42 protein-coding genes are annotated in these 26,427 nt (G+C 35.8%); 38 read left to right on the forward strand and 4 right to left on the reverse strand.

Features of this window, described 5'->3' with window-relative positions:
- Positions 1–32 precede the first annotated feature (32 nt).
- Together PT287_RS08185 and PT287_RS08190 are read right to left on the reverse strand one after the other, a co-directional pair.
- Positions 33–1,007 (reverse strand): Abi family protein, encoded by a 975-nt coding sequence (locus PT287_RS08185; RefSeq protein WP_277134094.1) that lies wholly within the window; start codon positions 1,005–1,007, stop codon positions 33–35.
- Positions 1,008–1,329: 322 nt separating this feature from the next.
- Entirely contained in the window at positions 1,330–1,632 is a 303-nt protein-coding gene (locus PT287_RS08190) for an LITAF-like zinc ribbon domain-containing protein (protein WP_277134097.1), read from the reverse strand.
- 137 nt (positions 1,633–1,769) lie between these two features.
- On the opposite strand from PT287_RS08190, the gene PT287_RS08195 reads away from it, so the two are divergent.
- Entirely contained in the window at positions 1,770–2,540 is a 771-nt protein-coding gene (locus PT287_RS08195; RefSeq protein WP_277134098.1) for an FxLYD domain-containing protein, read from the forward strand.
- Positions 2,541–2,584: 44 nt separating this feature from the next.
- Here PT287_RS08195 and PT287_RS08200 read toward each other — a convergent pair whose 3' ends face one another.
- Positions 2,585–2,992 carry a hypothetical protein gene (locus tag PT287_RS08200; RefSeq protein WP_277134100.1) on the reverse strand — a complete coding sequence of 136 codons (408 nt, stop codon included), beginning with the start codon at positions 2,990–2,992 and terminating at the stop codon, positions 2,585–2,587.
- A 4-nt stretch (positions 2,993–2,996) separates the two neighbouring features.
- Positions 2,997–3,338 carry a helix-turn-helix transcriptional regulator gene (locus PT287_RS08205; protein ID WP_277134102.1) on the reverse strand — a complete coding sequence of 114 codons (342 nt, stop codon included), beginning with the start codon at positions 3,336–3,338 and terminating at the stop codon, positions 2,997–2,999.
- Positions 3,339–4,097: 759 nt separating this feature from the next.
- On the opposite strand from PT287_RS08205, the gene PT287_RS08210 reads away from it, so the two are divergent.
- The 37 genes from PT287_RS08210 to PT287_RS08390 all read left to right on the forward strand — a co-directional run bounded on the left by PT287_RS08210 (position 4,098) and on the right by PT287_RS08390 (position 26,341).
- Positions 4,098–4,307, forward strand: a complete 210-nt coding sequence (locus tag PT287_RS08210; protein ID WP_277134104.1) for a hypothetical protein — start codon at positions 4,098–4,100, stop codon at positions 4,305–4,307.
- 15 nt (positions 4,308–4,322) lie between these two features.
- Positions 4,323–5,048 carry a phage antirepressor KilAC domain-containing protein gene (locus PT287_RS08215; protein WP_277134106.1) on the forward strand — a complete coding sequence of 242 codons (726 nt, stop codon included), beginning with the start codon at positions 4,323–4,325 and terminating at the stop codon, positions 5,046–5,048.
- Between the two features lie 2 nt (positions 5,049–5,050).
- Positions 5,051–5,194, forward strand: coding sequence for a hypothetical protein (locus PT287_RS08220; RefSeq protein ID WP_277134108.1), 144 nt, complete (start codon positions 5,051–5,053; stop codon positions 5,192–5,194).
- Positions 5,187–5,363 carry a hypothetical protein gene (locus PT287_RS08225; RefSeq protein WP_277134110.1) on the forward strand — a complete coding sequence of 59 codons (177 nt, stop codon included), beginning with the start codon at positions 5,187–5,189 and terminating at the stop codon, positions 5,361–5,363. Before PT287_RS08220 ends, PT287_RS08225 begins: the two co-directional genes overlap by 8 nt.
- Before the next feature lie 17 nt (positions 5,364–5,380).
- Entirely contained in the window at positions 5,381–5,680 is a 300-nt protein-coding gene (locus PT287_RS08230) for a DUF771 domain-containing protein (RefSeq protein ID WP_277134112.1), read from the forward strand.
- Positions 5,681–5,696: 16 nt separating this feature from the next.
- A complete protein-coding gene (locus PT287_RS08235; protein WP_277134114.1) occupies positions 5,697–5,924 on the forward strand; it encodes a hypothetical protein in 228 nt (75 codons plus the stop codon).
- 134 nt (positions 5,925–6,058) lie between these two features.
- A complete protein-coding gene (locus PT287_RS08240; protein ID WP_277134116.1) occupies positions 6,059–6,406 on the forward strand; it encodes a hypothetical protein in 348 nt (115 codons plus the stop codon).
- Positions 6,406–6,678, forward strand: a complete 273-nt coding sequence (locus PT287_RS08245) for a hypothetical protein (RefSeq protein ID WP_277134118.1) — start codon at positions 6,406–6,408, stop codon at positions 6,676–6,678. Before PT287_RS08240 ends, PT287_RS08245 begins: the two co-directional genes overlap by 1 nt.
- Positions 6,665–7,327, forward strand: a complete 663-nt coding sequence (locus tag PT287_RS08250) for an AAA family ATPase (RefSeq protein ID WP_277134120.1) — start codon at positions 6,665–6,667, stop codon at positions 7,325–7,327. Before PT287_RS08245 ends, PT287_RS08250 begins: the two co-directional genes overlap by 14 nt.
- Positions 7,320–8,666: a DEAD/DEAH box helicase family protein gene (locus tag PT287_RS08255; protein WP_277134122.1), complete on the forward strand. Its 1,347-nt coding sequence runs from the start codon at positions 7,320–7,322 to the stop codon at positions 8,664–8,666. Before PT287_RS08250 ends, PT287_RS08255 begins: the two co-directional genes overlap by 8 nt.
- 10 nt (positions 8,667–8,676) lie before the next feature.
- Positions 8,677–9,213 carry a DUF669 domain-containing protein gene (locus PT287_RS08260; protein ID WP_277134124.1) on the forward strand — a complete coding sequence of 179 codons (537 nt, stop codon included), beginning with the start codon at positions 8,677–8,679 and terminating at the stop codon, positions 9,211–9,213.
- A gap of 3 nt (positions 9,214–9,216) precedes the next feature.
- Positions 9,217–11,574 carry a phage/plasmid primase, P4 family gene (locus tag PT287_RS08265; RefSeq protein WP_277134125.1) on the forward strand — a complete coding sequence of 786 codons (2,358 nt, stop codon included), beginning with the start codon at positions 9,217–9,219 and terminating at the stop codon, positions 11,572–11,574.
- Between the two features lie 365 nt (positions 11,575–11,939).
- Positions 11,940–12,098 carry a hypothetical protein gene (locus tag PT287_RS08270; RefSeq protein WP_277134127.1) on the forward strand — a complete coding sequence of 53 codons (159 nt, stop codon included), beginning with the start codon at positions 11,940–11,942 and terminating at the stop codon, positions 12,096–12,098.
- Positions 12,099–12,109: 11 nt separating this feature from the next.
- Positions 12,110–12,358, forward strand: a complete 249-nt coding sequence (locus tag PT287_RS08275; RefSeq protein WP_277134129.1) for a hypothetical protein — start codon at positions 12,110–12,112, stop codon at positions 12,356–12,358.
- Entirely contained in the window at positions 12,348–12,752 is a 405-nt protein-coding gene (locus PT287_RS08280) for a hypothetical protein (protein WP_277134131.1), read from the forward strand. Before PT287_RS08275 ends, PT287_RS08280 begins: the two co-directional genes overlap by 11 nt.
- Positions 12,745–13,125 carry a VRR-NUC domain-containing protein gene (locus tag PT287_RS08285; protein WP_277134133.1) on the forward strand — a complete coding sequence of 127 codons (381 nt, stop codon included), beginning with the start codon at positions 12,745–12,747 and terminating at the stop codon, positions 13,123–13,125. Before PT287_RS08280 ends, PT287_RS08285 begins: the two co-directional genes overlap by 8 nt.
- Positions 13,115–13,330, forward strand: coding sequence for a hypothetical protein (locus tag PT287_RS08290; RefSeq protein ID WP_277134135.1), 216 nt, complete (start codon positions 13,115–13,117; stop codon positions 13,328–13,330). Before PT287_RS08285 ends, PT287_RS08290 begins: the two co-directional genes overlap by 11 nt.
- Positions 13,331–13,488: 158 nt before the next feature.
- The gene (locus PT287_RS08295) at positions 13,489–13,986 is read left to right on the forward strand and encodes a hypothetical protein (RefSeq protein ID WP_277134136.1); all 498 of its coding nucleotides are present in this window, start codon (positions 13,489–13,491) and stop codon (positions 13,984–13,986) included.
- 16 nt (positions 13,987–14,002) lie between these two features.
- Positions 14,003–14,500: an ArpU family phage packaging/lysis transcriptional regulator gene (locus tag PT287_RS08300; RefSeq protein WP_277134138.1), complete on the forward strand. Its 498-nt coding sequence runs from the start codon at positions 14,003–14,005 to the stop codon at positions 14,498–14,500.
- Between the two features lie 372 nt (positions 14,501–14,872).
- Positions 14,873–15,802, forward strand: coding sequence for a hypothetical protein (locus PT287_RS08305; RefSeq protein ID WP_277134140.1), 930 nt, complete (start codon positions 14,873–14,875; stop codon positions 15,800–15,802).
- A 27-nt stretch (positions 15,803–15,829) separates the two neighbouring features.
- Complete coding sequence (locus PT287_RS08310) at positions 15,830–16,276, forward strand: hypothetical protein (RefSeq protein WP_277134142.1); 447 nt, start codon at positions 15,830–15,832, stop codon at positions 16,274–16,276.
- A gap of 141 nt (positions 16,277–16,417) precedes the next feature.
- The gene (locus PT287_RS08315; protein ID WP_277134144.1) at positions 16,418–16,981 is read left to right on the forward strand and encodes a hypothetical protein; all 564 of its coding nucleotides are present in this window, start codon (positions 16,418–16,420) and stop codon (positions 16,979–16,981) included.
- Between the two features lie 47 nt (positions 16,982–17,028).
- The gene (locus PT287_RS08320) at positions 17,029–17,289 is read left to right on the forward strand and encodes a hypothetical protein (RefSeq protein WP_277134146.1); all 261 of its coding nucleotides are present in this window, start codon (positions 17,029–17,031) and stop codon (positions 17,287–17,289) included.
- A 76-nt stretch (positions 17,290–17,365) separates the two neighbouring features.
- Positions 17,366–17,971 (forward strand): hypothetical protein, encoded by a 606-nt coding sequence (locus PT287_RS08325; RefSeq protein WP_277134148.1) that lies wholly within the window; start codon positions 17,366–17,368, stop codon positions 17,969–17,971.
- Positions 17,972–18,095: 124 nt separating this feature from the next.
- Entirely contained in the window at positions 18,096–18,530 is a 435-nt protein-coding gene (locus PT287_RS08330; RefSeq protein WP_277134150.1) for a terminase small subunit, read from the forward strand.
- A complete protein-coding gene (locus PT287_RS08335; protein ID WP_277134152.1) occupies positions 18,523–19,770 on the forward strand; it encodes a PBSX family phage terminase large subunit in 1,248 nt (415 codons plus the stop codon). The genes PT287_RS08330 and PT287_RS08335 overlap by 8 nt, the downstream gene beginning before the upstream one ends.
- On the forward strand, positions 19,761–20,993 hold the full coding sequence (locus tag PT287_RS08340; RefSeq protein WP_277134153.1) for a phage portal protein: 1,233 nt from the start codon (positions 19,761–19,763) through the stop codon (positions 20,991–20,993). The genes PT287_RS08335 and PT287_RS08340 overlap by 10 nt, the downstream gene beginning before the upstream one ends.
- Positions 20,974–22,359 (forward strand): minor capsid protein, encoded by a 1,386-nt coding sequence (locus PT287_RS08345; protein WP_277134155.1) that lies wholly within the window; start codon positions 20,974–20,976, stop codon positions 22,357–22,359. The genes PT287_RS08340 and PT287_RS08345 overlap by 20 nt, the downstream gene beginning before the upstream one ends.
- Positions 22,346–22,597 (forward strand): hypothetical protein, encoded by a 252-nt coding sequence (locus tag PT287_RS08350; protein ID WP_277134158.1) that lies wholly within the window; start codon positions 22,346–22,348, stop codon positions 22,595–22,597. The genes PT287_RS08345 and PT287_RS08350 overlap by 14 nt, the downstream gene beginning before the upstream one ends.
- 4 nt (positions 22,598–22,601) lie before the next feature.
- A complete protein-coding gene (locus PT287_RS08355) occupies positions 22,602–22,931 on the forward strand; it encodes a YjcQ family protein (RefSeq protein WP_277134160.1) in 330 nt (109 codons plus the stop codon).
- Positions 22,932–23,027: 96 nt separating this feature from the next.
- Positions 23,028–23,594 (forward strand): phage scaffolding protein, encoded by a 567-nt coding sequence (locus tag PT287_RS08360; RefSeq protein WP_277134162.1) that lies wholly within the window; start codon positions 23,028–23,030, stop codon positions 23,592–23,594.
- On the forward strand, positions 23,581–24,585 hold the full coding sequence (locus PT287_RS08365) for a capsid protein (RefSeq protein WP_277134164.1): 1,005 nt from the start codon (positions 23,581–23,583) through the stop codon (positions 24,583–24,585). The genes PT287_RS08360 and PT287_RS08365 overlap by 14 nt, the downstream gene beginning before the upstream one ends.
- A 3-nt stretch (positions 24,586–24,588) precedes the next feature.
- Complete coding sequence (locus PT287_RS08370; RefSeq protein WP_277134165.1) at positions 24,589–24,984, forward strand: phage head-tail connector protein; 396 nt, start codon at positions 24,589–24,591, stop codon at positions 24,982–24,984.
- Positions 24,981–25,343, forward strand: a complete 363-nt coding sequence (locus tag PT287_RS08375; RefSeq protein ID WP_277134166.1) for a hypothetical protein — start codon at positions 24,981–24,983, stop codon at positions 25,341–25,343. The genes PT287_RS08370 and PT287_RS08375 overlap by 4 nt, the downstream gene beginning before the upstream one ends.
- The gene (locus tag PT287_RS08380) at positions 25,340–25,744 is read left to right on the forward strand and encodes an HK97 gp10 family phage protein (protein ID WP_277134168.1); all 405 of its coding nucleotides are present in this window, start codon (positions 25,340–25,342) and stop codon (positions 25,742–25,744) included. The genes PT287_RS08375 and PT287_RS08380 overlap by 4 nt, the downstream gene beginning before the upstream one ends.
- Positions 25,741–26,151, forward strand: coding sequence for a DUF6838 family protein (locus tag PT287_RS08385; protein ID WP_277134170.1), 411 nt, complete (start codon positions 25,741–25,743; stop codon positions 26,149–26,151). Before PT287_RS08380 ends, PT287_RS08385 begins: the two co-directional genes overlap by 4 nt.
- Positions 26,132–26,341 carry a hypothetical protein gene (locus tag PT287_RS08390; protein ID WP_277134172.1) on the forward strand — a complete coding sequence of 70 codons (210 nt, stop codon included), beginning with the start codon at positions 26,132–26,134 and terminating at the stop codon, positions 26,339–26,341. Before PT287_RS08385 ends, PT287_RS08390 begins: the two co-directional genes overlap by 20 nt.
- The last annotated feature ends 86 nt before the right edge of the window (positions 26,342–26,427 follow it).

Consider the following 26,427-nt stretch of genomic DNA (forward strand, 5'->3'; position numbering starts at 1 on the left):
TAGCTGAGTTCTTAATCGATTTTTTTGTTAATTTAGAGAATATTATTGTAATTTTCTGGGAAGTGCATGTCATTTAAGATAGCAGTAAAACTAACAGAATGAAATTTGTCTTGATATTTAGAAAATAGACTTTGAATGTTTTTCTTTAAAGTGGTATATTGCTTTTTGTTTAAAACCAATTTTAAAGATGCAACTAGTTCAAACACACCACATTGGCTGCTATTAGGAAGTGGATATTGATTAATACTCAAATCTTGCTTTATATACGAAAAAGTAATCCCACGATTTATCGTCTTTCTATAAGTAATTTCACCATGTGCTACAGAATTTCTAAAGAAGTTTACCAAAGTATTTATTGATTCAATTGATTTAACATGAATAGGATAGGATGGCAAATTGTAATATCTTTTGTGTTTAGTCATAAAATCTTTTGCAATCGTTGCTTTGATATCTTCTTCACAATTTTGATACAAGTAATTTAAATCTCCAAAAGTTAAAAAGTTAACCAATACCCATAAAGGAACATGACCATGCTTATTTATATAATGCTTAATTGCATTATTTTCTTTAGCATTTTGTTTGATTTTATTAGAGAGATTACTAATCGTTTGAACAACACTGACAACATCACTACTATTTCTAGAAAAGTTATCCATCGCTAAATATGAATGTTCTTCAGGATACTTTTCAGAAAATCTATAAGATATTTCTGAGCCTAAATTGCTTTCGTATTCCATTAATGGTGTATATAAAATTTGTCTCAACTCTCTGTCAAAATCATATAAACTTTTGATTTCCTTAAAGGTAGCATTTGGAATATATTTCTCCGGTTCGACAGGTTTTCCAGTTGAATCTTTTTGCAAGAATAATTGTTTATAGCCATTAATAATTGAATAATATCCATGCTCTTCTAAAGCTCTTTTATCGTTAGATTCGACAGTTAATCCGCGATTTCTAAGAATTTTCATTTGCTGTCTAAATGTTTTAAATGGCTTATTATTTGTCATACTTTCCTCTTAAAAAAACAAAAACCTCACGTTATACAATAATGCAAACATGAGGTTATGCTAGTTCGGAACCCTAAGGCCCTCCAAACTTGATCTATGCTTGTATTATAGCAGGTTAACTTAAAAATTCAATCACAAGATATAGTATAGGTTGACAAACTTAAATATTGATAAATCAATAAACTTAAATTATTAAATACAATATCTTGTGTAAATGTTAAAAATGAAATAAAAAACAATATGCTCAAAAAAATTAAAAATACTTTATCCAATCGATTAATAGTTATGTTTTCCAGACGGACTATTAATCGATTTTTTTGTTTTATTTTTTATAACGAAACTGGTGACCACAATCCATACAAATCATGTCTACCTTTTTAGTTTTTTTACCAGCAAAGCCAGCTAATACACCAATTCCTCCAGTAAGAGCAGTACCGGCTGCTGCCTTACCAACAGAAAAGCTTTTTTTATGTTGACCTAAAGCAGATACATTTGTAGACCTACATTTAGGGCAACGAATTTTTTTCTGAAATGCTGAATGAAGTTCATCTATAGCTTCACTTGCCGTTACTAAATTTTCTAAAAAACTAGGCTTCCCATCTTTACTTGGCTTTATCAGTCCCATAATATATTGCTCCTTATAAAATATTTTGTCCTAGGTTTATCGTCACTGGCATTATGGACAAATTGGTCTTTTATTTTTATTCTTAATTTAATACAATTAATTAATGAAAGCGCAATATTTATATTAAGGAGATAGAAATGAAAAAAATTAAATACTTTGCTATTATGCTTCTTATACCAATGATGCTGGTTGTTGCAGGCTGTAGTAGTAAGAAAAAAGCTGTTAAATATTATGATTCAGATTTTATTTCTGCATTAGAACAAGGCTTACAAAATAGGTGGAACTATACAGATACAATCAAAGATACTTCCAACATAAAACGATCTGAATATACCAAAATGGTTAATGAAGAGTTGGATTCAGTTGAAGATTATAAAAACAAGAAGTTTAAGAATGACAATTTGCATGAAGAAGCTTTGGAGTATATAAATGCTTTGCATCAGCAAAAAGCTGCAATTAGTAGTTATAGTGATTCAAGTTTTCCTGTAAAATGGAGCAATAGTTACAATAAGCGTACAGATGTTTTAATTAAAATCAATAAAATTCATAAATTATCTTTTGATTCTAAATATGATAGTTATTGGACTGAAATTACACGAAATGGATCTAGTGTTGAAAATAAAACTAAAAGGGATCAACAAATTTCTACATTAATTAAGCATATTAAGTTTAAATTGTCTAAAAACGAAGATGGCTTAAAAACTTACGATGCAAATGTAAAGAACACTACTGATTATAGTTTTAAGACTTTTTCAATTAATGTTAAACTGCTAAACAATGAAGGAGTTGTAGTGGATACTCAACCAATTAGTATCGACAATTGGAGTAAGAAACAAACTAATCAATTAGAATTTGAAACTGAGAAAGATTTTAGTAAATATAAAATAGTTAAAGACTTCGTAGAATAAAAGATTTCAATACAGATCACTATTGATCTGTATTTTTTTGCTTTCTAAAACAATAGATCATCATTATTCCGAAATAAATCAACCACAGCATCGTACATTCTAGTAGGAATACCATAAGCCTGCATAAATTGGCTAGGTTCTTCATAGCAATCGTATTGTCTAGTAGCGTAATCAAAAATCAAATTAAGCGAATAGAGATCAGCGTGACGCTCTTTAGATGTAAGAGTAGTACCACAATAATGTGATAAGCCATAATCACCATCTATTAAATGTCCGATTTCATGTCCAATAATAAAAGGTAGTTCAGTTTTATTTCTCCAATTTATATTAATGATAATCAGCTGTTTAGATTTATCAGCTAAAGACCTATAGTCCTCGTCTTCACAGAGTTGAGCGACGCCGAAGCCTTGATCAAGGGCAAAATTTAGTAAATATTGTATTAAATCATTCACTTATCTACCTCTTTCTGCCGTGCTGAATATCCGAGTCCATTAAATTTTTAATGATATTTAGATAATCTTCTGGAATAGGACGACCACGATATGATAGTAATTCATCATTTTCGATGTCTACAGCATGATGATCCTTAGAAACAGGCGAGGGGTCATCAGTATTGCCTAGTAGGTAGTCTGTGGACGTGTGAAGAACTTTAGCAACCTTTTGCAGATTTTCTGTAGAAGGTGTTTTTGTTTTCCAACTATAGATTGTATTTTTGCCAAGGCCAGCCTTTTCATTTAATTCTGTAAGACTGTAACCATGTTTTTTTGCCATTATTTTTACAGTGTCAAGTAGTGCCACAATAGTATTCCTCCGACTATTGACTAAAATAATTAGACCAAAGTAAAATTTTATTGTTGCATTTTTAGACTATGGTGGTATTATTAAGTCATCAAGTAATTGAGCAAGAAAAAACTAGCCTATCAATTCAGTAACTTTGGCGAGTGAAGATTGATATAGCACTGTTTCTTTGCTTATTTGTCATGACTACATATTAGACCTTAGTCTAAAAATAGTCAAGAACTTGATTAAAAATACTGAAAGGAGGGCAAAAAAATATCCCCTTGCTAAGGGATAAGATTCCAATATTTTTTAAATTTCTAGGTTGCAGAGCCCGCCCCATTTGACTGGTTATTGTTCCAGCAGTGCATCAGCATCAATTTACTTACATGGAAAACTCCTTAAAGATTTTTCAAGGGTTATCTCAAGCTAGCGATTATGTACTTTTAACCTTGTCGGCCAAGACGCAGAAAAAAATACATAACATACTAGATTGGGCAAGATAGTCTTTAATTTATTTTCACTAATTACTAAAAATGCTAAATCAATTCAATCAGACAATAACCAGTTGGCTTCAATCCTCTCAATAACAAGTCTTTTGTTAGCTCATATTTTTCAATCTACAGAAATACACATTACTCCAAAAACTCTGACAAGATGTTATCACCTCCTTACGGAATATGCCAACATCTTTATGTGTCATATGTTGAAGCGCTTTTATTATAACCGAAGAAATAATTAGTAGTCAAGAACTTGATGAAATGAAAGGAAGTGAAAGAAATGGTTGAAGAAGCTTTAATTAAAAGTTCTGAAGAAATTAAAGAAAAATTTCAAGATGCAATCCGTCATCGGCATCTTACCCAACGAAAAGTAGCTAAATATTGCGATACTAATGAATTTCAATTTAGTAGAGCAATTGCTGGCGAAAATACTAAGCGTGCTAATGAAATTAGACATGCTGCAGCTGATTTATTAGGAATAGAGATTTAGAAAGAAGGAAATATAATGCAGGAATTAATAAAAGTACAGGTTGAAGGAGACCAACAATTAGTTAGTGCCAGGGACTTGCATAAAGGATTGGAAATCAAAGCTCGATTTAGTTTATGGGTATCTCAAAACTTCAAAGATTTTGAAGAAGACGTAGATTTTACAAGCGTATTTATAGATACGGTTGTTAATAATGGCGCTAAACGTAAGTTACAAGATTATGCCTTAACAATTGACATGGCCAAACAACTTTGTTTATTAAGCCGAACGGAAAAGGGAAAGCAGTATCGCAAATACCTAATTGAAGTTGAGAAGAAGTGGAACGACCCAGCCGAAATCGTCAAACGTGGGTATGCAATCCTGCAAGATGAAAATAATCATCTTCGAATTGAAAACGAAAAGATGAAGCCTAAGGCAATTTTTGCTGACGCCGTATCAACAAGTAAAGCGACTATTTTAATTGGTCAGTTAGCTAAAATCTTACGCGGTAATGGCGTAAATATTGGACAGAATAGACTGTTTGCCTGGCTAAGAGAGCATGGCTATCTGATAAAGAAGCGCGGCAGATTGTGGAATACACCGACACAACGGGCAATTGATCATGGTTGGTTCAAGGTTAGAGAAAAAGCTTCGAGTAATCCTGATGGTAGTACATATGTTACATACACAACAATGGTTACTGGTGAAGGGCAAAAATACTTCATCAATAAGTTGTTGGGTAGTGAACAGTTGGAGCTGGTGTAGATATGAGTAAGTGCTTAGGCGAAGTTTTAACAGATGGAACATTAGACAGAATGACTAAGTCAGAGCGTAAAGAGTTTTGGACTTCATACAATGATTTAGTTAGTTTTGCCAATAGACTTGTTGAAGAAAGGAAAGATAATGATTAAAAAAGAAAAAGTACAACAAATTGCTGAAGCATTAAGTGGACTTTCTGAACAAGATTGGCGTGTAGTGAGTTCAATAATTGATAGGCTATATCATCCAATTAAGAAATCACTAACCTCTAAAGAAATTAGTGATTTTATGATTAAAGACAAATTCGATGTTGAAGATTAGAAAGGAAGTGAAGCAACATGCAAATCCCAGTGACTAAAGAAGAACGCAAGGCAGAATTTATCGAATTTGCTAAAGAATTCCATCTGGTTCCTGAAGATTCATTAACTGGCAGAACAATCGGTATTGATGAATTTGCCAAGAAATACTGTAAGCCGCATGGCAAGGATTGGGTTAAAGCGAATATCTTGTACAAGTTTGAGCCTGATTGGTGCCAGGATATTCATCCTGGACCTGGTCATGGATTTACCATTTTTGAAAAGTCAGCGGCGAAATGGATGGAAGAACACAGAAAGGAAATTGACTGGAATGCCAATTAGAAAAGAGGTAACAATTATGAATTTTAACCAAAATCCTAAAGTAAAGCAGGATAAAGAAGATGCAGTTAAAGCACTGATGGCATTACTGATAATGGGCATTATCGAGTTTGCTTTCTACGACGCGAACAGATTATGGCTAACGAATTTTACACGCTTCTTAGAAGATGTGGGTGCAATTTTGCTGGTTGTTGCAATTGGTTTGTTTATCAGTGCGGTTTACTTTTTAAAGCGTGACGAAAAATGATGAAGAAACTAAAAGAAAGGCTAGCAAAAAAGCAGTACTACGAGAACCTAATTATCGCTAGTAACTGCTTTGACGGATATAAATCTGCAATCAGTACCAGTGATTGCAGAAACTATTCAGGAGAATTATAGCACATGGAAGTAAAAGATGCAGCAGGTCAGCGATTAGCTGCAAGATGGCTACGAGAAGATGAAATGACGGCACGAAATGCTGGACAGAACATTTATGAAGTTACTGATTGGAACGACAAGCTTTGTACTGTCGGCGAGCAATGCGATTATGAAACCTTTCAAGAATTCTTGGTTGATCAACTTTACATTGCAATGAAAACTGATACAACCAAAGAATTTATGGCTCAAGCAGGTTATGAAAATGACCCTAAGGAATTACTGAGCGACATGTTAATGGAAGATGACGATGAAGATTGGTATAAGGACCAAGCAGAATCAATGTTTGAAGTTACGTACATGGGGGATTTGTGATGACTGATTTTAAAGAATGGCTGGACACCACTGAAACTTCAATTGAATATTGGAAAGATGAATTAGTAACTGAAGCTTTAAAGAAAAACAAAACCTATGCTTTAGCTAAACGTTGGCTGGAAAAGCAAAAGCCAAGTCTTGATGGCAATTTCACGGCATCACCTAGTGAAGCATTCAGGCAGAATGTCGTGAAGGCAATGTTTGAGCAAGCAATCAAGGAAGTTACGCAGTTAGCGATGGGACAGGAGGTGCCAGACGATGCCGACGATTAATTGGGAAAAGCAGAAAACGAAGAAATATCGGTATCTAGTGTATGGCATACCAGGTGTTGGCAAAACGACTCTTAGCAGCTTTATGGAGGGCAAGACTTACATGTTATCGCTAGACCAATCATTTTACCGGATTAAGTTCTGGCAGGGTAAGAAAGACATTTGGGTCATTGACCCAGATAAGCCAATTGAGGACCTGCAGGATTTTGTTAGCGAGTTTGACCCAAGCAAATATGACAATTTGATTATTGACAACATGTCCAATTTTCAGAAATTATGGTTTGCCGAGAAAGCTAGGGAAACTAAGAACGGACTAGACAATAAGATGTCTGACTATGGTGAGATTAACAATTACACTATCAGATTTATTTCTAAGGTGTTTACCTGGGATTTAAATATCTTAGTTACCGCTTGGGAAAAGCGTGACAAGGTAACTGATACTAACGGTCAAGAATTCGAGCAATATGCGCCTGATTTTAGACCTGATCCGAGAGATTTCTTAATGGGTAACTGTGATGTGGTTGCTAGAATGACGCAGAAACCGAAAACAGGTGAACGAGGTTTGATTATGCAGTCAGATCCTGGCACCTATGCCAAGAACCGCTTGGACAATCGCCCCGGTTGTAAGGCAGAAGAGTTTTTCAATGGTTAAGCCGTACGATTATCAATCACAACTGATAATCGATACTCGTAACTCGCTGGCAAAGGGCAATAATGGCGTGCTGATTGTTTCACCGCCTGGTTCTGGTAAATCTATCGTAATTGCTGAAATCGCTAGGCTGACCGTTAAAAAAGGCGGACAGGTGCTATTCTTCGTTCATCGAAAAGAGTTAGTCCAGCAGATTAAGCAAACCTTCATAAAACAGGGTGTTGATATATCACATTGCACGATTGATACAGTTATGCGAATAAAGAACCGTTTAAAAATACTGCTAAGACCGACGCTGATTATCGTTGACGAGGGCCATCATAGTCGGGCTAAGAGTTATCAAGCAATCTTTGATTACTTCTCTAAGGTGCCAAGATTGGGCTTCACGGCAACACCGTGGCGATTATCTGGACAAGGCTTCAATGATATTTATTCAGATACGGTTGAAGGTCCGTCAGTTGACTGGCTAATTAAACACAAGCACTTAGCACCGTATGTGATGTATGGCAAGCCGTTAGGTAATTTGGATAAATTAAAGATTGGCTCAACAGGCGACTATACCAGTAAATCGGTTGAGAAATTTGAAAAGTCAGTCATTCATGGTGACATTGTTAAATCCTGGCAGAAATTTGCCCAGGATAGAAAAACGATTGTTTATAGTTTCAGCATTAATTTTTCAAAACAAGTGGCTGAAGAATTTAACAAGGCTGGTATTTCAGCAATTCACGTTGATTCTAAGACACCCACAATTAAGAGAGAGCAGATCATGGCTGACTTTAAGACTGGAAAAATCAAGGTGTTATGCAATGTTGATTTAGTTTCTGAAGGTTTTGATGTTCCAGATTGCAGCTGTGTAGTGATGCTGAGGCCGACAAAATCGCTGGTGTTGTATTTGCAGCAATCAATGCGAGCGATGCGGTATCAGCCGAATAAAAAGGCTGTAATTATTGACCAAGTAAGTAATTTCGCGGAGTTTGGTTTACCAGACGATGACCGGGAGTGGAGCTTGCAAGGGCATAGTAAACGGCAGATGCAGGAAAACACAGTCATGATTAAGGAATGTCCACAATGCTATGCAGTCATTAAGGCTGGTTCAGTCAGATGTCCGTACTGCGATTATGATTTTTCTGAAGAAATTGAACGGGCCAGGAAGATTGAAATCGAAAAACAAGAAAAGCTGGAACGGATTAAACGAGAGGAAGCCTTTAAGGTTAATTATATTCTGACTAAGAAAGTCAGTGAACTTAACACGATGGAAGAATTGAAAGAATATCGCAAAGCTAAGGGTTATAAAGCAGGTTGGCTCTGGCATATTGCCAAGCAAAAAGGATTATTAAAATAAGGAGATTATTATGTCATTTTTAAACGTAGATCATAAAAAAGCAGAAGATACTAATAACTTATTCCCTAAAGGGAATTACGAAATGATGACGTATGAAGTAAAGATGGACGCTTCAAAAAGTGGTTATCAGTGTATGAGGTTTAATTTTATCGTTAGAAAGGACCTTGATAAGGCACTACCAGATACCAATGGCAAAGGTCATGGGCGACATTACTGGGCTAACGTTTGGACTGCTAAGGACGAAAACGGCAATGACTCAGGTCAATTTAAACAAAGTGACTTACAAAATATTGCTAAGGCTTATGACATTCCAGACGGTACTGAAATTAAATCCGAAGATGATTTCATGCAAATGTTAGTTGGTAAAACAGTTCGTATTTACATCAATCTGGGTGACCATGAATATCAAGGTACCAAGAGTAAGCAAAATAGTACGTTTACTAATTCTTGGCAGCCGACTAAGTTTCCGCTAAAGGGCGCACCTAAGGATCCATTTGCAAGTAGTGGTGACACAGTTGACATTGATGATAATAACTTACCGTTTTAGCCTATGGAATTTAATTACGCAAATATCCCGAAAGAACTTCGGGACTTAAAACAGTGGGGCGACTTCGAATTACGTTATGTGGAAGCCCGTCATAAAAATACCAAGATACCGATTAATCCGTTTGATGGCGCTAACGGTAAATCAAATGATCCAACAACCTGGTCAGATTTTGAAACTGCTTATCAATCGTTATCTAATATTTCCAGAGCCAAAGGTCTAGCATTCTACTTTACTGGTGGCTATGTGGGCTTAGACATTGATGATATTGAGGACGATTTAGAAACCTGGGAACAAGGCAATCGTGATGAAAATAATCTGATTGTTAAGTTTCAGAAACTAACTCATGATACTTACATGGAAGTCAGCCAATCTGGCAAGGGTATTCATGCTATTTTTAAAGGTGAAATTCCGGGTAAACATCGGCGCAAGGGTCACTTTGAAATGTACCAATCAGGACGATTCTTCGCGCTTACTGGCAATACGATTGGTAAGCCTAATCCGATTATTCAGACTCTATCTGATAAAGACATGCAGGTACTGTATGAAACGATTTTTGGTCTAGATAAAGTAAGTCCACAGCTTACTAATTCCAGCGGCTCAGTCGATTTATCAGTCAGCGAGATTATTTCTAAGGCTGAATCAAATAGCCGTTCTGGCGAACGATTTACACTTTTTATGAATGGCGGCTGGGATAAGTTCTATCTATCTCATTCCGAAGCTGACATGGCATTCGCCAATGATTTAGCCTTCTGGACAGGCCGTGATTTTAAGAAAATGGATACCATTTTCCGAAACAGCTCATTAATTAGAGATAAATGGGATCGTAAAACTGGTGCTAGTACCTATGGTGCAATTACGCTGCAGAAAGCAATTGATGATTGTACAAATGTTTATGGTGGCTCAGAAACGGTTAACACTAACGACTCACGGTTTGCCTGGAACAAAAAATCAGTTAAACCAAAACAGCAACGCAGCCTTGACGATATGGGCATGGCCGACCGTTTTATCGATATGTATGGTCACGACCGTTTCCGCTACTTAACTGGTGATAAAAAATGGTTCTACTACGATAACAATGTTTGGCGATCAGATAGTTCGGGTATGTTAGGCAAGGCAATTGATGTGGCAGTCGACTCACTGAAAAAGGAACGACCACAGATTCCAGCTGGCACTGATGACAAAGTCCAAAAATCAATCTTGCGTGAATGGCAAAAATTCAAGCATCATGAACGGCTTAGTAAAGGCCATAGTGATTTAACAACCATGCTCAAGCATCGCTTAACTGTTACTCATGAAGACTGGGACCATGATGATTATTATCTGAATACACCGTCAGGTTATGTTGATCTACGGGACGGCAAATTGCATGACCATCAGCCCGAATTAATGTTCAGCCATATCACCAGTGTTGAGTTTACGGACAACATCGACTGCCCTGAATGGATTGATTTTTTAGACCAGATATTCCAAGGCGACAAGGCTCTGATGTATTACGTACAAAAAGCCCTGGGGTATTCGTTAATCGGAACTACCAGGGAGCAAATTATGTTCATTCTATTTGGTAATGGGCGCAACGGTAAATCAGTGTTTCTGAATACAATCCAATACATTTTGGGCAGCTATGTCAAAACGATGGATGTATCAGCAATTATGAGTAAACAGATTAATTCAGGACCAACGCCAGAATTGGCTAGGCTGCAAACTGCCAGAATGGTTATCACTTCCGAAGCTAACGAGGGCAATCGCTTAAATGAGGGGCTAGTTAAGCAAATGACTGGTGGTGACACGATTACTGCCAGATTTAACTTCGGTGATGTGTTCGAATTCAAACCCAAGTTCACGATTTGGATGGCCACGAATCATAAGCCGATTATTCGTGGTACTGATATGGGTATCTGGCGCCGGCTTGCGTTAATTCCATTTGATTATACAGTGCCAAAAAATCAGGTCGACCCGAACCTTGAAAGTAAGTTGAGAGCAGAGAGCCGGGGGATTTTGAACTGGATGGTTGAAGGGACAATTCTCTATTTAGTTGGAGGATTAAAACAACCGCAGGCTGTGATTGACGCTTCAGCAGAATATCGCAGTGAGATGGATGTCTTAGCAGCATTTATCCAGGAGCAATGCGAAACTAACGACGATTATCACGAAAAATCAACGACACTATTTGAAGCCTATGTTGAGTGGGCCAAAGGTACGAATAATTACTCAAGAATGAGCAATACGAAATTCGGTAGAGAGATGAGTAATAGATTCCAGAAAAGTAGAAAAAGAACTGGTATGGAATATTTAGGTATCAGATTAAAGCAAGATTCAAGATTTGTATGGAACAAAAAGACAATGCAAGGAACAATTTATTAATGTGTGTAGGGTTGGTGCATGGTTTGTGTATGGTTGAGAGTAAACCCTACATCAGCTAAAGCCAATAATCATGCGGTTTTATAAATATGTGTGTAGGGTATGTATACTTTTTTCTATTAATACTAAAAATAAAAAATAAATAAAAATATATATAAAAGAAGGGAAAAATGGCAAAACCCTACACAAAATGGAGCGTAATTTCTTGTGGCTGTAAGGCGTGTAGGGTTTTTGCTACCCTACACCAACCCTTCACAACTATGCACACATTTCTTAAATCAAAAAACGGGCGATTTTTAAATTAAGACACCTAAAATCGCTCTGTTAAATCAAAAAAACGGCATTTTTTAAATTAAGGAGATCGACTAATGGCATTAACTAGATTTGGAACAATGCTTAAGCAGCTGCTGTCTATTGAAGAATTAGAGACAGATAAGGGGTTGGCAATTAGAAATGTTAAATTCACAAAGAAAACTAATTTTAATGATAAGAAAGAACAAGTAATTATTTCAATCGATTATAGATAAGGATTAATAACATGAACGGTAAAACAATGGAATTTAATGGCGATATTAAGGACTTTAAAACTAAGGACGGAACAGTAACGATTTCGCTTACTGCTTCGGCTAAGGAGATTTCATTAGATGAATTAAATGAAATAGCACAAGGTATGGGCCTGAAAGTCAACCTTGAAGCTAGACAACAGGAATTAATCAATGATTCAGAAGAAGCTGACGGACAAACTAAGTTAGAAATAGTTAGTGATGAGGACGATAATGATGACTGAAGAAAAAAGAATATTTAGTAGGAATGGCGTTTGTTTATATTTTAAAAATGAATATCCATATTTTGGACCTAGTGAAAAACCTGAGCCAATAAGTTACCGTACTTTAGATAACATTGTTAGTGATCAATTAGATGATGATTTTAAATATTATATTGAAGCAATGGGCGGTGTTGATTGGTTATGGAAGCAGTTCAAATCTGTACCTGAAAAGAAATGGTATGTAAAAGTACCGCATACTTACCCAAGTTCTTGGTATCAAATAGGTCAATGCAATGATTCTACAATGATTATTACGAATATCGAATGTATACCTAATGACTCATTTAAATTCACCGATTCTGAAATCGAAAAATATGGTCTACAAGATTGCGAGAAGGTGCCAGCTGATGATTGATGTTATTAAGCAGGCTTATGAGCAAGGCATTATCACTAAAGCAACGACAGAACATGACATACAGAACAATATTCGTAAGTTGTTTTCGTTCTGTGGGTTTCTTACTTTCCGTGCAAATGTTGGCAAGGTTTTAATGAAGAATGGGCGTTGGTTTGATACCGGACTGCCAAAAGGATTTCCTGATTTATTCGGGTATGACAATTTGAATAAACCGTTTTTCATTGAAGTTAAAAATGCAATGGGCAAGCCTAGACCTGATCAAATTAGATTTCATAAAATGCTTACTGACCGCGGAATTTGTCATGGTATTGCTCGCAGTCCTGAAGAAGCAATTGCAATCGTGAAAGGAGATTTGATTGGTTATGGATACTAAGTGTAAATATTGCCAAGGTAATAAAAATATAATGGCTGAGCCAACTATTAGCGGTAGACAGCAAAACGTTAAATTAGTAATTGATGGAACTAAAGGAACAGTTTATGCACATAAGAAAAATACGGTTTATATCTTTAATTTTCCATTTAAATTTTGTCCGATGTGTGGTCGTTCTTTAACTGGAGGTGACTCTAACGAAAACTAATTCAATAGTCCGCTTGAATGACGGTAGGACATCTTATCACGTTAAGGAAACAATGGATAATATTTATTCGTGATTACCGAATAAATTTATTAGGCTAACCGACCAGGCTCTCGGTCCAGTGTTAGTCAATGCTTCCAATATTATTTCGGTGACTAATTATGACTGCGATACCTTATGACCTAATTCATAAAATTGAAGCTAAATACGGCACCTTGGCTATTCCTGATAGTGAGCCGTTAATGATTGAATTGCATCGCGTGACAGGTGTTAAAGTTCGTAAGCAACGCAATCCTAGAAAAGTCTGCCCGTATAAATATAAACCGCATTATTATGACGATCAGATTGTTCAGTTGATTAAAGATGGCTATTCGATTGGCGAAACAGCAAGCATAACTGGACATGCACGACAGACAGTTAATCTGATAATTGACCACTATCATTTGAAGCTTAAACAGCCATTTATTTGCCAATATCAAAGCGTCTATTTATCTAGTCTGTCGAATCTTGCCTATTGGGGAATCAAAGCACGTTCAACTGAATCTGCTAAACGCAGGACACATGGCGAAATTATGGTTAAGAAATTCCACTGGTGTGATATTCCAATCGGTGGCAAGTACATGATAAACGGCAATGATACAGAAATTTTTGTAAAGTGACGAAAGGATTGAGCATGTGGAGAATTTAGATTTAGGCTTGAATATTAATCAAAAAGAAACAGCCAATCGAGTACGTATCTTTTTTAAGTATACTTTCCCTAATTATTTAATTAAGGCTGGGTTACATCGTACTGACTTGAAAAGTCCACAGCTTAATCCAACAGGTATAGCAGTTCATGGTCGAAATAGTGCTGAAATAAGAATGGCTCAAATTTTTGATATGCAGGATAAATGTAGAGCTGTTTATCAAGCAATAGATCATTGCTCAGATAGTCAAAATCAGCCCTTCAGAACGATTTTAAAAGCATTATATATAGATGAACTAAAAGATTGGCAAGTGGCTGACAAGGTAAAATATAGTGATTCTCGTTATGGTGATTTAAAGCGTTATGCCTGTTGTCAATTTGCCGATACGATTGAAACTTGGAAGGTTATTTATGATGTAGATATACCAGACCTGAAAATTATAAATCGGTGCAATATCGGTGCAGAATCGGGGTCAGGTCGGGGTTAACAGGTGCTATATTAGTATTGTCGAAAGATTAGACAGTAGGTCCAAGAACCCGCTTTGTAATATTAGAAGCCTCATCGTAAGACTTCATAGCTTCATTGACAGAATTATATTTAGCTGAGAGCGGTTCGAAACCTTTCAATCTCTAAAATTTTTCGACACCAGTTTTAACGGAGCATTTCCTCCTGTATATTGGTTAGCGGTGACGGTCTCTTATATAGGTTCGATTCCTATAACCGCTATCGTCCGTGATGACGGTAAACTAAATTATCCTAAATATATAAATAAACTTACAAAGAAGATTAAGTGCCTGCTTAATCTCTTTTGGTTTATAATATCTGTAAGTTTATATATATATTTAGGAGGCAAGTTTAATTGGCAGAAGTAGAAATAAAAAAGCACACAAAGCCTAAAACTGTAAATTTTTATCATATTGAAGGTAAAGAAAATATCATTCAAAAAATTGATGACAAACTTAAGGAAACTTATTTATATTTACAGTCTAAGCAATCTGAAAAAATTCAAACTGTAGCTATACGAGATAATGACTATTATATTTGTGCTATGAATAAGGCGTATGTTGATGAAACTGATAATCAAAAATTTGCCTGGTTAATATCTATAAGTAGATTAGATCCTACTAGTCCAATAAAAATAGGAGATTTGGATAAAAATATTGAAGAGAGAAACCATGAGTTAGATATTAAAGATAATCAGGGAAGGGTCATCGATACACAATTTTTATATGACGTGAATACACATATTTGTGCTTTTTCTCGAACTTCAGGCGGACTTAATCAAGCTTTATTTAAATCATTTCTGTTAAGATTCTGTAAAGTAAGGGGAATTACATTTGCAGTTATATTAGAAGAAGATGCAATAGAAAAATTAGACAAATTAAAATTAATGTCTTCTTTTTCTTTTAAAATTGCTCAAGTAAATAATTTCTCCGAAATAGAAAATACTGATCGTGATGAATTAAAAGATATCAAGTATGCTAGTGATATAGGGGCAACTTCTGTCACTACAGTTTTACAATCTAAAAATAATAGTAAAATGGATGTGAGAAGTATGGTCAATAAAGCCAAATTCTTGTTTACTAACAGTGAGAAATTAGGTATTGAAAAACTAAATATTGATGGCATAGATAATGATGGTGTATTTGAACCATTAGATTTAATTCAACATAAGTTGGTTTATCATGGTCAAATCGAATTTGATAATTTAATAACTGAAAAGAATATGTTTGATTTTTTAGAACTAGCATATCATCAAAATTATACGCTTTGCTCTAAATATAAATGATTTTATAAAAGTTAGGAGGGCAAACTAATGTGGAAATCAAGAATAAAAAGAAATAAAGGATCAATTTTATTTGGTCTGTTAATTGTAATTATTCTGTTTGCATGTCAAATAACTCCTAAAAAAATTAATAATTATACAGATGTTATTTCAGGAATTTTATCAATGGCATCAATAGCGACGAGTTTTTTGTTTGCTAGTTTTTCTCTTATACCAGCTCTCCCAGATTCTAAGTTAATGAAAAGTCTTAAAGAGTTAGGTACCGACAAGAAATTGTTAGATAGATTGCTAATAACAATGTTTGGCTTCTTTGTTACCTCGATTCTAGCCTTGCTTGCACTAGTATTGTTTCAAGCTACTGATAATAGCATGCTGGGAAAAACAATTATTTCTTTCTTAGGTGGATTCCTGTGTTTTTCTTTAGCAGAACAATTTAAAATACTTCGTATACTACTTAAAGCGTTAGAAAAAATGTAACTTAATTTATTAAGGTAGTTACTTATTAAAGTTTAATGTAGTTCAGCTGGAAAAATAATTTAATAGAGTATAGCTTATTTGTATTTACATTAGCTTAATTAGTAATATATAAATTTGTTAATGGAGAATATATTTATAATAATGAATCATGATTTATTTCTTTTAATAAGAGAATGGATAGGATATTTTACAACTATAGGTATTATTGTGTCTTTTTTCATTGCATTAAAAAATTCCTTAGATGAACAGACATCTATAAATTCAGCGATACTAAAGTTACTATTTAATCCTAAGTTAAAAACATCAGGTAATAAATCAGCAAAAAGAGCAAAAAAAATTATAAGTAAAAGTCCTTATGCTTCTGAACTAAGAATAATTATATATTTTGGATTTACAGCGATTATTGTAAATTTGGCATCTGCAATTGTACTTTTATATCCTTTATCCGATATTAAGTTTGTTTCTTTATTTTGCTCATTATTGTCGGCAATAATGTCTGCGTTAAGTTTTATATTTTCAAATAATGATGAATATAAAATATATATAAGTCTTGTAGTTGTTTTTTATACATTTTCACAGTTCTGTATGGAATTGCGTAATTTTATGCCTCAATATAGAGTACAAAGCTTTTGGATAATCATTGCTATTCCATTGGTTATACTTGTAGTTATTTATATATATGAGAAAAAGAAAGTCAATAAATAATCATAGACGACTTTAATCAGCCGTCTTTTTGTTTGGAGGTAATTAATATGAAATACAGAAAGAAACCAGTAGTAGTTGATGCAATTCGATTTTTAGACACAGACAAATCAATATTGGCTTTAAGTGATGAACTAGGGCTTGACCCAGTGAGAGTCAGTTATAAAGATCATAATCATCCAGTGCTAAAGATTGAAACACTTGAAGGTATGATGAATGCTAATGTAGGAGACTATATTATTAAAGGCGTGAACGGCGAATTTTATCCATGCAAACCCGACATATTTGAAAAGACGTATGAACCTGCTTAAAACTAATTTTATTCATCTCAAAAAATCTAGCTTTATTAGCTAGATTTTTGTATTATTGCAGTGAGGTGAATGAAATATGAATGGATTAATTGATTTTTTAAGCAATTTAATTTTAAAGGTTATTCCAATCAAAAGCATGCCATATTGGATAGCGGTTATTGCAATAGTTCTAATTATTTTAGGATATTATTTGATAAAGCAAATTCCCAAGATTATGGCAAAAAACATAGAGCAAAGCAATGAATTTAAAAGCTCACATCAATTACAAATAGAATCTTATTTTAGGGATATTAGTGGGACTAAACTAGAAAAAACTTTTTCTCAGTGGACAGACGCTATACTTAATATAGATAGCTTTACAGAGTTTATAAAAGATGAAGATAATATAAATGACTTAATAAAAAACACAATTTTATATGGGTCAAGTAAAACAATTGAAATTGCTTCGCTAATGATGCATTACATTTACACACATAACCAATCTGAAGATGATAGTGGATTAATGGAAATGGCATATTTTTCTGAAATAATTAGTAGTCTAAAATCTGATTTTTCTGGTTATAATGTTTCGCCACAAGTAATCTTGAAATTAAAATTTAATGATTGGAATGATATTAAGGATGAAATAAATGGTTATTTATCTGAAATAGAGGAAGAATTACGTCATGTTAGGAATACTTGATTCACTTTTATTACCATTAATTGTTATTGTAATAATATTAATTTTAATAATTAAGCACTTAGGAAAATAATACAAGGCGGACACGATATCCGTCTTTTTTTATGCAGAAAGAAGGTGATAATGCTTGAGTTTAACAGTAAAACAACAAAAGTTTGCAAATGAATACATTAAATCTGGTAATGCTACGGAAGCCGCTATTAAAGCGGGTTATTCGAAACGGACAGCTTACTCAATTGGACAAGAAAACCTGAAAAAAGTTGAAATTGCTAATTACTTAGAGAAACGAATGAAGGAAATATCTGATAGCAAAGTTGCTGATCAGCAAGAGATACTTGAGTATTTGTCATCTGTTATGCGAGGCGAGCAAACAGAAGATGTAGCAACTGCTAACGGCATTTACAAAGATGTTAAAGTCGGTGCCAGGGATAGAATTAAAGCAGCTGAATTGCTCGGCAAGCGGTCAGCAATGTGGACAGAGAAGCATGATGTGAATGCTAGAATTGCGAGTCCAGTACAGATTATTGATGATATTCCAAAGGATAGTGAAGAAGATGGTTAGATTATCTAGCTTGATTGCACCATCCTTTTTTAGTGTCTATCAAGATGTAAAGCACCATCACTATGCTAATTATTGGCTAAAAGGAGGACGTGGAAGCACTAAGTCCTCTTTTGTTTCGCTCGTAATTATCCTGGGCATGATGCAAGACTCAGAAGCCAATGCAGTGGTTATTCGTAAGGTTGCTGCAACGCTACGTGATTCGGTATTTGACCAATATCTGTGGGCGATTGACAAGCTAGGCGTTGCTGATTACTGGGCAAGCTCAACCAGTCCAATGCAGTTAACTTACTTGCCAACAGGACAGCAGATTAGATTCAAAGGTGCCGACAAACCGCAGAAGATTAAGTCGCAGAAGTTTAGACATGGCTATACCAAATTTAAGCACTTTGAAGAAATATCGGACTTCAAGGGCATGGAAGAAATACGTAACATTAATCAGTCACTTAACAGAGGTGGCAGCGGTATTGTTACGTTTAGCAGCTATAACCCACCAGCTAGTCAGCGTAATTGGGTCAACGAAGCAACAGAACAGCAAAGTTTACGAAAAGATACATTAGTACATTCGTCTGATTACCGCTCAGTCCCGCAAGAATGGCTTGGTAAAGAGTTTATTGCTGATGCGGAACAGTTAAAGCACGACAATCTTAAAGCCTACCAGCATGAGTACTTGGGTGAAGTTACAGGTACCGGTGCAGAAGTCTTTGATAATCTCACTATTCGTAAGATTACTCAGCAAGAGCGTAATAATTTTGAAAGTATTTATCACGGCATGGACTTCGGTTTTACCAATGATCCGACTGCTTATGTTGATATTGCTTATGAGCCAAACAGGCGCAGGATATTTATTTTTAATGAAATCTATCAGCGTAGGTTAATGAACAATGAAGCTACTGAAAGGATTAAGCAGACTGGAGTTGGTCATGGATTAATTTCAGCTGATGCCGCAGAGCCGAATACGATTGCTGAATTGCGTCGGTTAGGGCTTAACGTTGTTGGTGCGCCGAAAGGCAAAGGCAGCCGTGAGTTTACTTATAAATGGTTGCAAGGACTGAGTGAGATTGTGATTGATCCAGTTACTTGTCCGAATGCTGCTAGAGAATTTAAGGGCTATGAATACGAACGTGATGGCATGGGTAACTTGATTGAAAATTACCCTGATGGCGATGACCATACAATTGATGCAGTTAGGTATGGAATGCGTAGACAAATGGTGAAGGGAGGTTTCGTGCCATGGAAATAAAAGCGATGCAGGAATTGCTAAAAGCTAAATCAAAAGAAATAGCGAATTTTACTAACAATTATGAAAAATCGTTACGTTATTACAAGACTCAGGGCGATAACTTCAATTTGACGCTCAATCAGTTAGTAATTGATGCAGCAAATGCAGGAATAGCTTGGCCACATTATTGGCTTGATGAAGACGGTAATTTCAGATATGGCGTGATTGAGCCAAGTCAGATAACGCCAATTTGGTCAACTGAGCTTAATCGTAAATTACTGGCAGTTCTTCGCAGTTACCGACAGTTTGATGAAGAAAAAGGTGAATATTTTAATGTTCATGAATATTGGACAGATAAAGAGTGCCAAGCTTTTAAACAAACGAATGGTACTGATAAGTATGAATTGGAGCCATATAACTGCTTTACTAGCTATGACATGACAGCTGGCTATGAAACTGGTCAAAGTAATGTGTATAAGCATGACTTGGGTCGTGTTCCGTTTATTGCGTTTCCTAAAAATAAGTTTGAGCAGCCAGACCTTTTAAAATATAAAGGCCTGATTGATGCCTATGACGATATTTATAACGGCTTTATCAATGACTTAGATGATGTGCAAGAAGTTATTCTGGTACTGACTAACTATGGTGAAGAACCACTAGATAAGCTTACAAGTACTATGAAGACTAATAAAGCTATCAAGTTAGAAAATATCGGAACTGGCGACAAATCTGGCGTTGATAAGTTAACGATTGACATACCAACAGAGGCAAGAGATGATGCACTGAAGATTACACGTGAAGACATTTTTCTATATGGCCAGGGTGTTGACCCTAGTAAGTTTGAATCAACTAATGCTTCGGGTGTAGCAATTAAGATGCTGTATTCACACTTGGAGATGAAGGCAGCAAACACTGAGACACACTTCCGGGATGCAATTAACGAATTAGTCAGGGCAATCATGAACTATTTGCAGTTATCTAATTCAGAAGGGCGCAAAATCACGCAGACATGGACGAGAACACAGGTTGAAGATGATTTAACACAAGCGCAAACAATTGCTCAGCTGGCAAATTACACCAGTAAGGAAGCAATTGCAAAGAACAATCCGTTAGTTGATGATTGGCAGCAAGAACTGAAAGACCAGAAGCAAGATATTGCTGCAGGTGATCCATATGCTAGTGATGATGAGCATGATAAGCCTGGTAAGTTAAACGGTGGTCCAGATGACGACAAGGAAGACTAGAAACTACTGGAAAAACCGTCAGCTTGAGTTAAAGCAACGTCAATTAGACAATGCCACAGACTATGAAGCTGCATTGCGCAGTCGCATGAAGATGCTGTTTAATGAGATTCAAAAAGAAACTGACAAGTTCCTGGCACGTTATGCAGCAAACAATGACATTAAAGTGTCTGCTGCAAGAAAATTACTAGCGCATATCAATACTACTAACTGGCAAATGACACTTAAGGAGTTTGAGGAGAAAGCTAAGGCAGGCGGTTTTGATAAGGAGCTAGACAATGAGTATTTCAAGAGTCGAATTGCAAGGCTTGAGGACATTAACAAGCAGCTGCAGGAGTTAGGCGGTAAGTTTGCCGATAAAGAGACTGATAACATGGGTAATGCATTAGCCAATCAATTTCAAGATACCTACTTGCATCAGAATTACAATTGGCAGGACTCACATAACAGTTTCAGCGTTGACTTTACGCACTTTAACGAAACACAATTAAAGCAAATAGCAAATCAGCCCTGGCAAGGCAGTAATTTTTCTAAGAGAATTTGGAAGAATTACCATGATGTTTTGCCTAACCAGCTGACAGATGCTTTGTTAAGAGGAACATTGCTTGGGTATTCTGCTGATCGAGTTACAAGAATGCTCAAAGATCGATTTGCTGATGTTACGAACAATCAGATTCATCGGTTAGTTGTTACGGAAATGGGACACGCTGCTGAGAACGCAACAGCTGAGTTTTATGAAGATTCGAAAATTGAACAGTACGAATACATGGCCACACTTGAGTCGCATACCTGCGAGCAGTGTGGTCTTTTAGATGGCAAAGTTTTCAACGTTAAAGACAGAGTTGACGGTGAGAATTACCCACTAATTCATCCATATTGTCGCTGTACAACTGTACCTTATGACGATACCCTGCCAGACATTGAGACACGTTGGATGCGTGACCCTGAGACTGGCAAAGGCAGGCTAGTCAATAATATGAGCTTCAATGAATGGAAGAAGCAGTATGTTGACAACATTGAGAAATCACAAATTTCTACTGTTAACAAATACAAGAGTGTTATCCCAGTTGTTAAAGAGGTACACAATATTGCTACCAAAGGAACGCCTTTATCGGTATTAGGAAGAATTAGTGATGGTCAAGTTGTAAGATACAGATATTATGATGAAAGTGGTTATGTTGATAAGGACTTGGACATGACAGATCATGGTAATCCAAAGCAACATCCAATTGTGCCACATTTACATATTTGGCATAAAAGGTTAGATGTAAAAAGTGGTAAAATGAAGTTGTCAAGAAGTAAAGGTAAAGTATTAACACAGAACGAAAAAGATGATTTAAGGAGATGGCATGATAATGAACAGCATTAAGAGTTTAAATCAGTTCAAAGACTTGATTGATACGGGTTATGAGATTGAATTTACTTTAAATGATAAGCATTGGTTATTAGAGCCAGCTCAAGATGAACCAGATTTTTCGCCTAAACGAGAGTTAGCCTGTGATAATGAGGTTAAGAAATTTAATAGTACCGATGAGGTATTAGATTATCAAATTGATAATCAAAGATTGGCTGATTTATTGCCAAAGATGACAAAAGTAGAATGGTGATTTAATGGCTAAAGATGATTATTTCGTAATTATGTATATGCTGCTTAAGCGATTGTATGATTACTTAAAGCAAGGTAAAACTATTACTAACCAAGAGCTAGATGAAATTGGAAGTCAGTATAATCAGCAATATTGGGCGTACATTTTGCTCAATATGTCAGACCAAGGTTATATCACTGGTATTATACCGATTAAAGCGTTAGGCGGAACAAGCATTAAATATGATAATGTTCAGATTACTCCAACAGGTATTGAATACTTATTCAGCAATTCAATGATGGAACGAGTTAAGCGAACATTGAAAGATATTAAAGGAATTATTCCTGGAATGTAGCACTTAGAATTATCTGAGTGCTTTTTGTTTGCCCTGAGCATGGCGTAAAAAGGCTTATTTTTTATACCCTCAATAGAAGAAACGAAAGGAGTAGTTATGAAAAAAGAACAACTAAAAGAGTTAGGTTTGTCTGATGAACAAATAACCAAAGTAATTGCGCTGAATGACAAAGACGTTAGTGCAATCAAAGGCAGTTCTGCCGAGCTTAGCACGGAAAATGAAAGCTTGAAACAACAGATAGCTGATAGAGATAAAGATTTAAAGAAGTTGCGGAAAGAGTCTAGCGATAATAAGGACTTGTCTAAGCAACTTAAGGATTGGCAAGACAAGTATAAGCAAGATACCGAGCAGCTTAATGACCAGCTAAGTCAGACTAAGTTAAACAATGCAATTGACCAGTCTTTGACGCAAAGTAAGGTACGTAATACTAAGGCTGCCAAAGCATTACTTAATATGGATAACATCAAGCTGAATGACAAAGGTGAGTTAATCGGCTTAGATGAACAGGTAAAAGGGCTTAAGCAATCTGATGCTTATTTGTTTGATGAAGGCAGTAAGCAGCCATATATACCTGCAAATGGACAGCCAACTGGTAATAATGAAACTCAAACTATGACAAATATATTTACGAAAGGATTGGTAAATAACAATGACAACAATTAATTTTGCTGAACAATATCAGCAAGCAATTCAAGACTCGTTCTACAATATGGACGGTGTTTTATATTCAAGAGATCTATGGAACTCACCATCAAATTCAATGATTAAATTCGATGGCGCAAAGCATATTAAACTTCCGAAGCTCACTATTCTCTCTGGGCGTAAGGATCGGCAACGGAGAACAATTACTGGTTTTAGCACCAACTATTCAAACGACTGGGAAAGTTACGAACTAACCAATGAACGCTATTGGCAAACACTTGTAGATCCACTTGATGTTGATGAAACTAACTATGTTGTTTCAATTGCTAACATTACTAAGCAATTTAATTTAACGCAAAAGATGCCAGAACAAGACAGATTTATGTTTAGCCGTCTATATAGTCAAAAGAATGACTTAGATGGTGGCAAGGGCATTACTACTGATACACTTGATGAAAACAACATTCTTGAAGCATTTGACAATATGATGCTGGATTTTGACGAAGCACGTGTACCAGCTCAAAACAGAGTGCTTTATATCACACCAAAAATTAACGCGATTTTAAAGCGAGCTGTTGCGAAAAACCGTAACATGTCAATTGATGCCAATAACCCACAGAGAACGGTTTACAGTATTGATTCTGTAAAGATTGTGATTGTACCAGCTGACCTAATGCAAACAGCATTTGACTTTAGCGATGGTTCCAAGACAATTGATGATTCTAAACAAATTGATATGTTCTTAATTTACAATGGTATCCAAATTGCACCTGAGAAATATTCATTTGCTGGTTTTGATGCACCAAGTGCAGCTAATTCAGGCAATTACTTGTACTATGAAGAGTCATATAATGATGTTCTTCTATTACAAACTAAGACAGCTGGAATTGAGTTTGTTGTTTCTGATAAGCCTACAGCTTCTGCTTCGTCAGCTCCGCAAACTGAAGACGTTGGACCAGAGCAAGATACACCAGTAAGTAAGGCGACCAAATCTACGAAGTCTAGTAAATAGCTAATGGACTATAAAAACTATTCCAAATATGATGATGTGTTGACCAAGGTTAAACTGCTGTTACCCAATAGTGATAACAATCCAAGCTATGAAGACATCCTTAATTTTACGATTGAGAAAGCAATCAATGATGTTGCTAATTACTGCAATACGCCGATTGATGAGTTGCCAGCACAGTTATGCAGCACAATTGTTAGTTTAGCCGTACAATTACTTGATACTCATGGTTGGCTTAATGGGCAACAAGACGACAGCAATATAGGTTCAATCACTGAAGGCGATGTATCAGTAACGTTTAAGCAACCTAGCGAAATCTACAAAGACTTACAAACAGTCAATGCAATCAGCGATGATTTTCGCTCAATATTAAACAAATTTAGGAGGTTGCCACCACAATGAGCATATATGGCGGACTGACCAGAGCAGCACCACTGCTTTGGCATGATAAAGCAACAATAACTGGTAAGCGAGCAATTAAGCATGGCGCTATCACTGATAGTGAGACCGTGACGATTGTTTCTGATGAACCGTGTAAAGTTATCCTAAAAGGGCAAAAAGCCAGCACACAATCGTTTTTCGGCACTGACGAATACGACGCAGAACTATTAATTAGAACGGGAATCGATATTCCAGCAGGTAGTCGTATTAGCATAACTGATATAAATGGTAAAACGGTTCAGTATAAGCGAGCCAGCAAAGGCTATACTGGTTATGCTAGTCATCAAGAGCTAGCAATGGTGAGGGATGAGAAAGCATGAGTTTGGGAACAGTTGATGATGCTGAGTTCAAGGCATTTACTGACAAGATTACGAATGCCGTAAATAGTGGTCAGTTAAAGCAAGCGATTGGTGAGAGTGCTGGTAGAATTGGTCAGCAGTCACTCAAAAAATTTAAGGCTAATACACCAATTGGCAAAACTAAGGTGCTAGGTCGGGCATGGCAAGTTGAAGGTCCGCACTATGACGGTATGAGTTGGAGTATTAAACTCAGTAATAATACTAAATATGCTTCTTACGTCGAAAATGGGCACAGAACCAGAGGACATAAGAGTTGGGTACCTGGACAATTCTTTATGGAGAGGTCCAAAACGCAAATTGAAAGTCAATTGCCGTTCTTGATTACGCCATTGTTAGTTAAGTTTAGGAACCTATTATCATGACAATTACAGAGCGCATAGCAAACGAAATAGCAGTAATCTTTCCAGATGCAGTAATTTATACAGAGAACCAAGACAGTGGCTTTGAGCAACCGTCTTTTTTTATCCAGAAAATTCTAACTGCAACTACACCACTGTTATTTGAGAACCAGGACAGAAAATATTACTACCAGATAGTGTATTTTCCTAATCTTGACCATCCAAATGCAGATATGGAGCGTGTGGAAGATAAACTGCTAGACAATTTTACACAGTTATCAGGCTTTGCCGATATTCATAATCGCGAATTTGACATTGATATAGCTAACACTGTGTTAGAAGTTAAATTCGAAGTATGGACCTGGGCAATTAAGCAAGATACTACGATTAAGCAAAGAAAGGTAGATGTAAATGGCGGAGTCAAAGACTGACACAGTGCAGGAAAAGCCTATTAGCACTGTTACTAAACCAGAAAACAGGTTTACAAAGAAAGCTATGCTTAATAGCAATCTATTTGAAACCGTTGAAAAGGATATCTTAACGATTGTCTTAGATGATGAAAAAACATATACAGTTGAAGAAGCACATCATGCAATTGATGTGTTCGAAGGAGGTATTTAAATGGCAGGTGGAACATGGAAAACGCAGAATAAGCGACGTCCTGGAGCATATATTAATGTTAAAGGCGTTGCTCAACCAACTTCTGA

This window comes from Lactobacillus sp. ESL0679, from assembly GCF_029433515.1.
In the GTDB taxonomy this organism is placed as follows: domain Bacteria; phylum Bacillota; class Bacilli; order Lactobacillales; family Lactobacillaceae; genus Lactobacillus.

Excerpts from the sequence above, each read along its gene's own strand:
- PT287_RS08380 (WP_277134168.1), top strand. The coding sequence starts at position 25,340 with ATGAGTTTGGGAACAGTTGATGATGCTGAGTTCAAGGCATTTACTGAC.
- PT287_RS08190 (WP_277134097.1), bottom strand. The coding sequence starts at position 1,632 with ATGGGACTGATAAAGCCAAGTAAAGATGGGAAGCCTAGTTTTTTAGAA.
- PT287_RS08240 (WP_277134116.1), top strand. The coding sequence starts at position 6,059 with ATGGAAGTAAAAGATGCAGCAGGTCAGCGATTAGCTGCAAGATGGCTA.
- PT287_RS08365 (WP_277134164.1), top strand. The coding sequence starts at position 23,581 with ATGACAACAATTAATTTTGCTGAACAATATCAGCAAGCAATTCAAGAC.
- PT287_RS08185 (WP_277134094.1), bottom strand. The coding sequence starts at position 1,007 with ATGACAAATAATAAGCCATTTAAAACATTTAGACAGCAAATGAAAATT.
- PT287_RS08245 (WP_277134118.1), top strand. The coding sequence starts at position 6,406 with ATGACTGATTTTAAAGAATGGCTGGACACCACTGAAACTTCAATTGAA.
- PT287_RS08260 (WP_277134124.1), top strand. The coding sequence starts at position 8,677 with ATGTCATTTTTAAACGTAGATCATAAAAAAGCAGAAGATACTAATAAC.
- PT287_RS08265 (WP_277134125.1), top strand. The coding sequence starts at position 9,217 with ATGGAATTTAATTACGCAAATATCCCGAAAGAACTTCGGGACTTAAAA.
- PT287_RS08385 (WP_277134170.1), top strand. The coding sequence starts at position 25,741 with ATGACAATTACAGAGCGCATAGCAAACGAAATAGCAGTAATCTTTCCA.
- PT287_RS08320 (WP_277134146.1), top strand. The coding sequence starts at position 17,029 with ATGAAATACAGAAAGAAACCAGTAGTAGTTGATGCAATTCGATTTTTA.
- PT287_RS08370 (WP_277134165.1), top strand. The coding sequence starts at position 24,589 with ATGGACTATAAAAACTATTCCAAATATGATGATGTGTTGACCAAGGTT.
- PT287_RS08280 (WP_277134131.1), top strand. The coding sequence starts at position 12,348 with ATGATGACTGAAGAAAAAAGAATATTTAGTAGGAATGGCGTTTGTTTA.
- PT287_RS08325 (WP_277134148.1), top strand. The coding sequence starts at position 17,366 with ATGAATGGATTAATTGATTTTTTAAGCAATTTAATTTTAAAGGTTATT.
- PT287_RS08360 (WP_277134162.1), top strand. The coding sequence starts at position 23,028 with ATGAAAAAAGAACAACTAAAAGAGTTAGGTTTGTCTGATGAACAAATA.
- PT287_RS08215 (WP_277134106.1), top strand. The coding sequence starts at position 4,323 with ATGCAGGAATTAATAAAAGTACAGGTTGAAGGAGACCAACAATTAGTT.
- PT287_RS08235 (WP_277134114.1), top strand. The coding sequence starts at position 5,697 with ATGAATTTTAACCAAAATCCTAAAGTAAAGCAGGATAAAGAAGATGCA.
- PT287_RS08350 (WP_277134158.1), top strand. The coding sequence starts at position 22,346 with ATGAACAGCATTAAGAGTTTAAATCAGTTCAAAGACTTGATTGATACG.
- PT287_RS08275 (WP_277134129.1), top strand. The coding sequence starts at position 12,110 with ATGAACGGTAAAACAATGGAATTTAATGGCGATATTAAGGACTTTAAA.
- PT287_RS08285 (WP_277134133.1), top strand. The coding sequence starts at position 12,745 with ATGATTGATGTTATTAAGCAGGCTTATGAGCAAGGCATTATCACTAAA.
- PT287_RS08250 (WP_277134120.1), top strand. The coding sequence starts at position 6,665 with ATGCCGACGATTAATTGGGAAAAGCAGAAAACGAAGAAATATCGGTAT.
- PT287_RS08375 (WP_277134166.1), top strand. The coding sequence starts at position 24,981 with ATGAGCATATATGGCGGACTGACCAGAGCAGCACCACTGCTTTGGCAT.
- PT287_RS08225 (WP_277134110.1), top strand. The coding sequence starts at position 5,187 with ATGATTAAAAAAGAAAAAGTACAACAAATTGCTGAAGCATTAAGTGGA.
- PT287_RS08270 (WP_277134127.1), top strand. The coding sequence starts at position 11,940 with ATGGCATTAACTAGATTTGGAACAATGCTTAAGCAGCTGCTGTCTATT.
- PT287_RS08195 (WP_277134098.1), top strand. The coding sequence starts at position 1,770 with ATGAAAAAAATTAAATACTTTGCTATTATGCTTCTTATACCAATGATG.
- PT287_RS08230 (WP_277134112.1), top strand. The coding sequence starts at position 5,381 with ATGCAAATCCCAGTGACTAAAGAAGAACGCAAGGCAGAATTTATCGAA.
- PT287_RS08210 (WP_277134104.1), top strand. The coding sequence starts at position 4,098 with ATGGTTGAAGAAGCTTTAATTAAAAGTTCTGAAGAAATTAAAGAAAAA.
- PT287_RS08255 (WP_277134122.1), top strand. The coding sequence starts at position 7,320 with ATGGTTAAGCCGTACGATTATCAATCACAACTGATAATCGATACTCGT.
- PT287_RS08335 (WP_277134152.1), top strand. The coding sequence starts at position 18,523 with ATGGTTAGATTATCTAGCTTGATTGCACCATCCTTTTTTAGTGTCTAT.
- PT287_RS08315 (WP_277134144.1), top strand. The coding sequence starts at position 16,418 with ATGAATCATGATTTATTTCTTTTAATAAGAGAATGGATAGGATATTTT.
- PT287_RS08390 (WP_277134172.1), top strand. The coding sequence starts at position 26,132 with ATGGCGGAGTCAAAGACTGACACAGTGCAGGAAAAGCCTATTAGCACT.
- PT287_RS08295 (WP_277134136.1), top strand. The coding sequence starts at position 13,489 with ATGACTGCGATACCTTATGACCTAATTCATAAAATTGAAGCTAAATAC.
- PT287_RS08355 (WP_277134160.1), top strand. The coding sequence starts at position 22,602 with ATGGCTAAAGATGATTATTTCGTAATTATGTATATGCTGCTTAAGCGA.
- PT287_RS08345 (WP_277134155.1), top strand. The coding sequence starts at position 20,974 with ATGACGACAAGGAAGACTAGAAACTACTGGAAAAACCGTCAGCTTGAG.
- PT287_RS08310 (WP_277134142.1), top strand. The coding sequence starts at position 15,830 with ATGTGGAAATCAAGAATAAAAAGAAATAAAGGATCAATTTTATTTGGT.
- PT287_RS08220 (WP_277134108.1), top strand. The coding sequence starts at position 5,051 with ATGAGTAAGTGCTTAGGCGAAGTTTTAACAGATGGAACATTAGACAGA.
- PT287_RS08340 (WP_277134153.1), top strand. The coding sequence starts at position 19,761 with ATGGAAATAAAAGCGATGCAGGAATTGCTAAAAGCTAAATCAAAAGAA.
- PT287_RS08290 (WP_277134135.1), top strand. The coding sequence starts at position 13,115 with ATGGATACTAAGTGTAAATATTGCCAAGGTAATAAAAATATAATGGCT.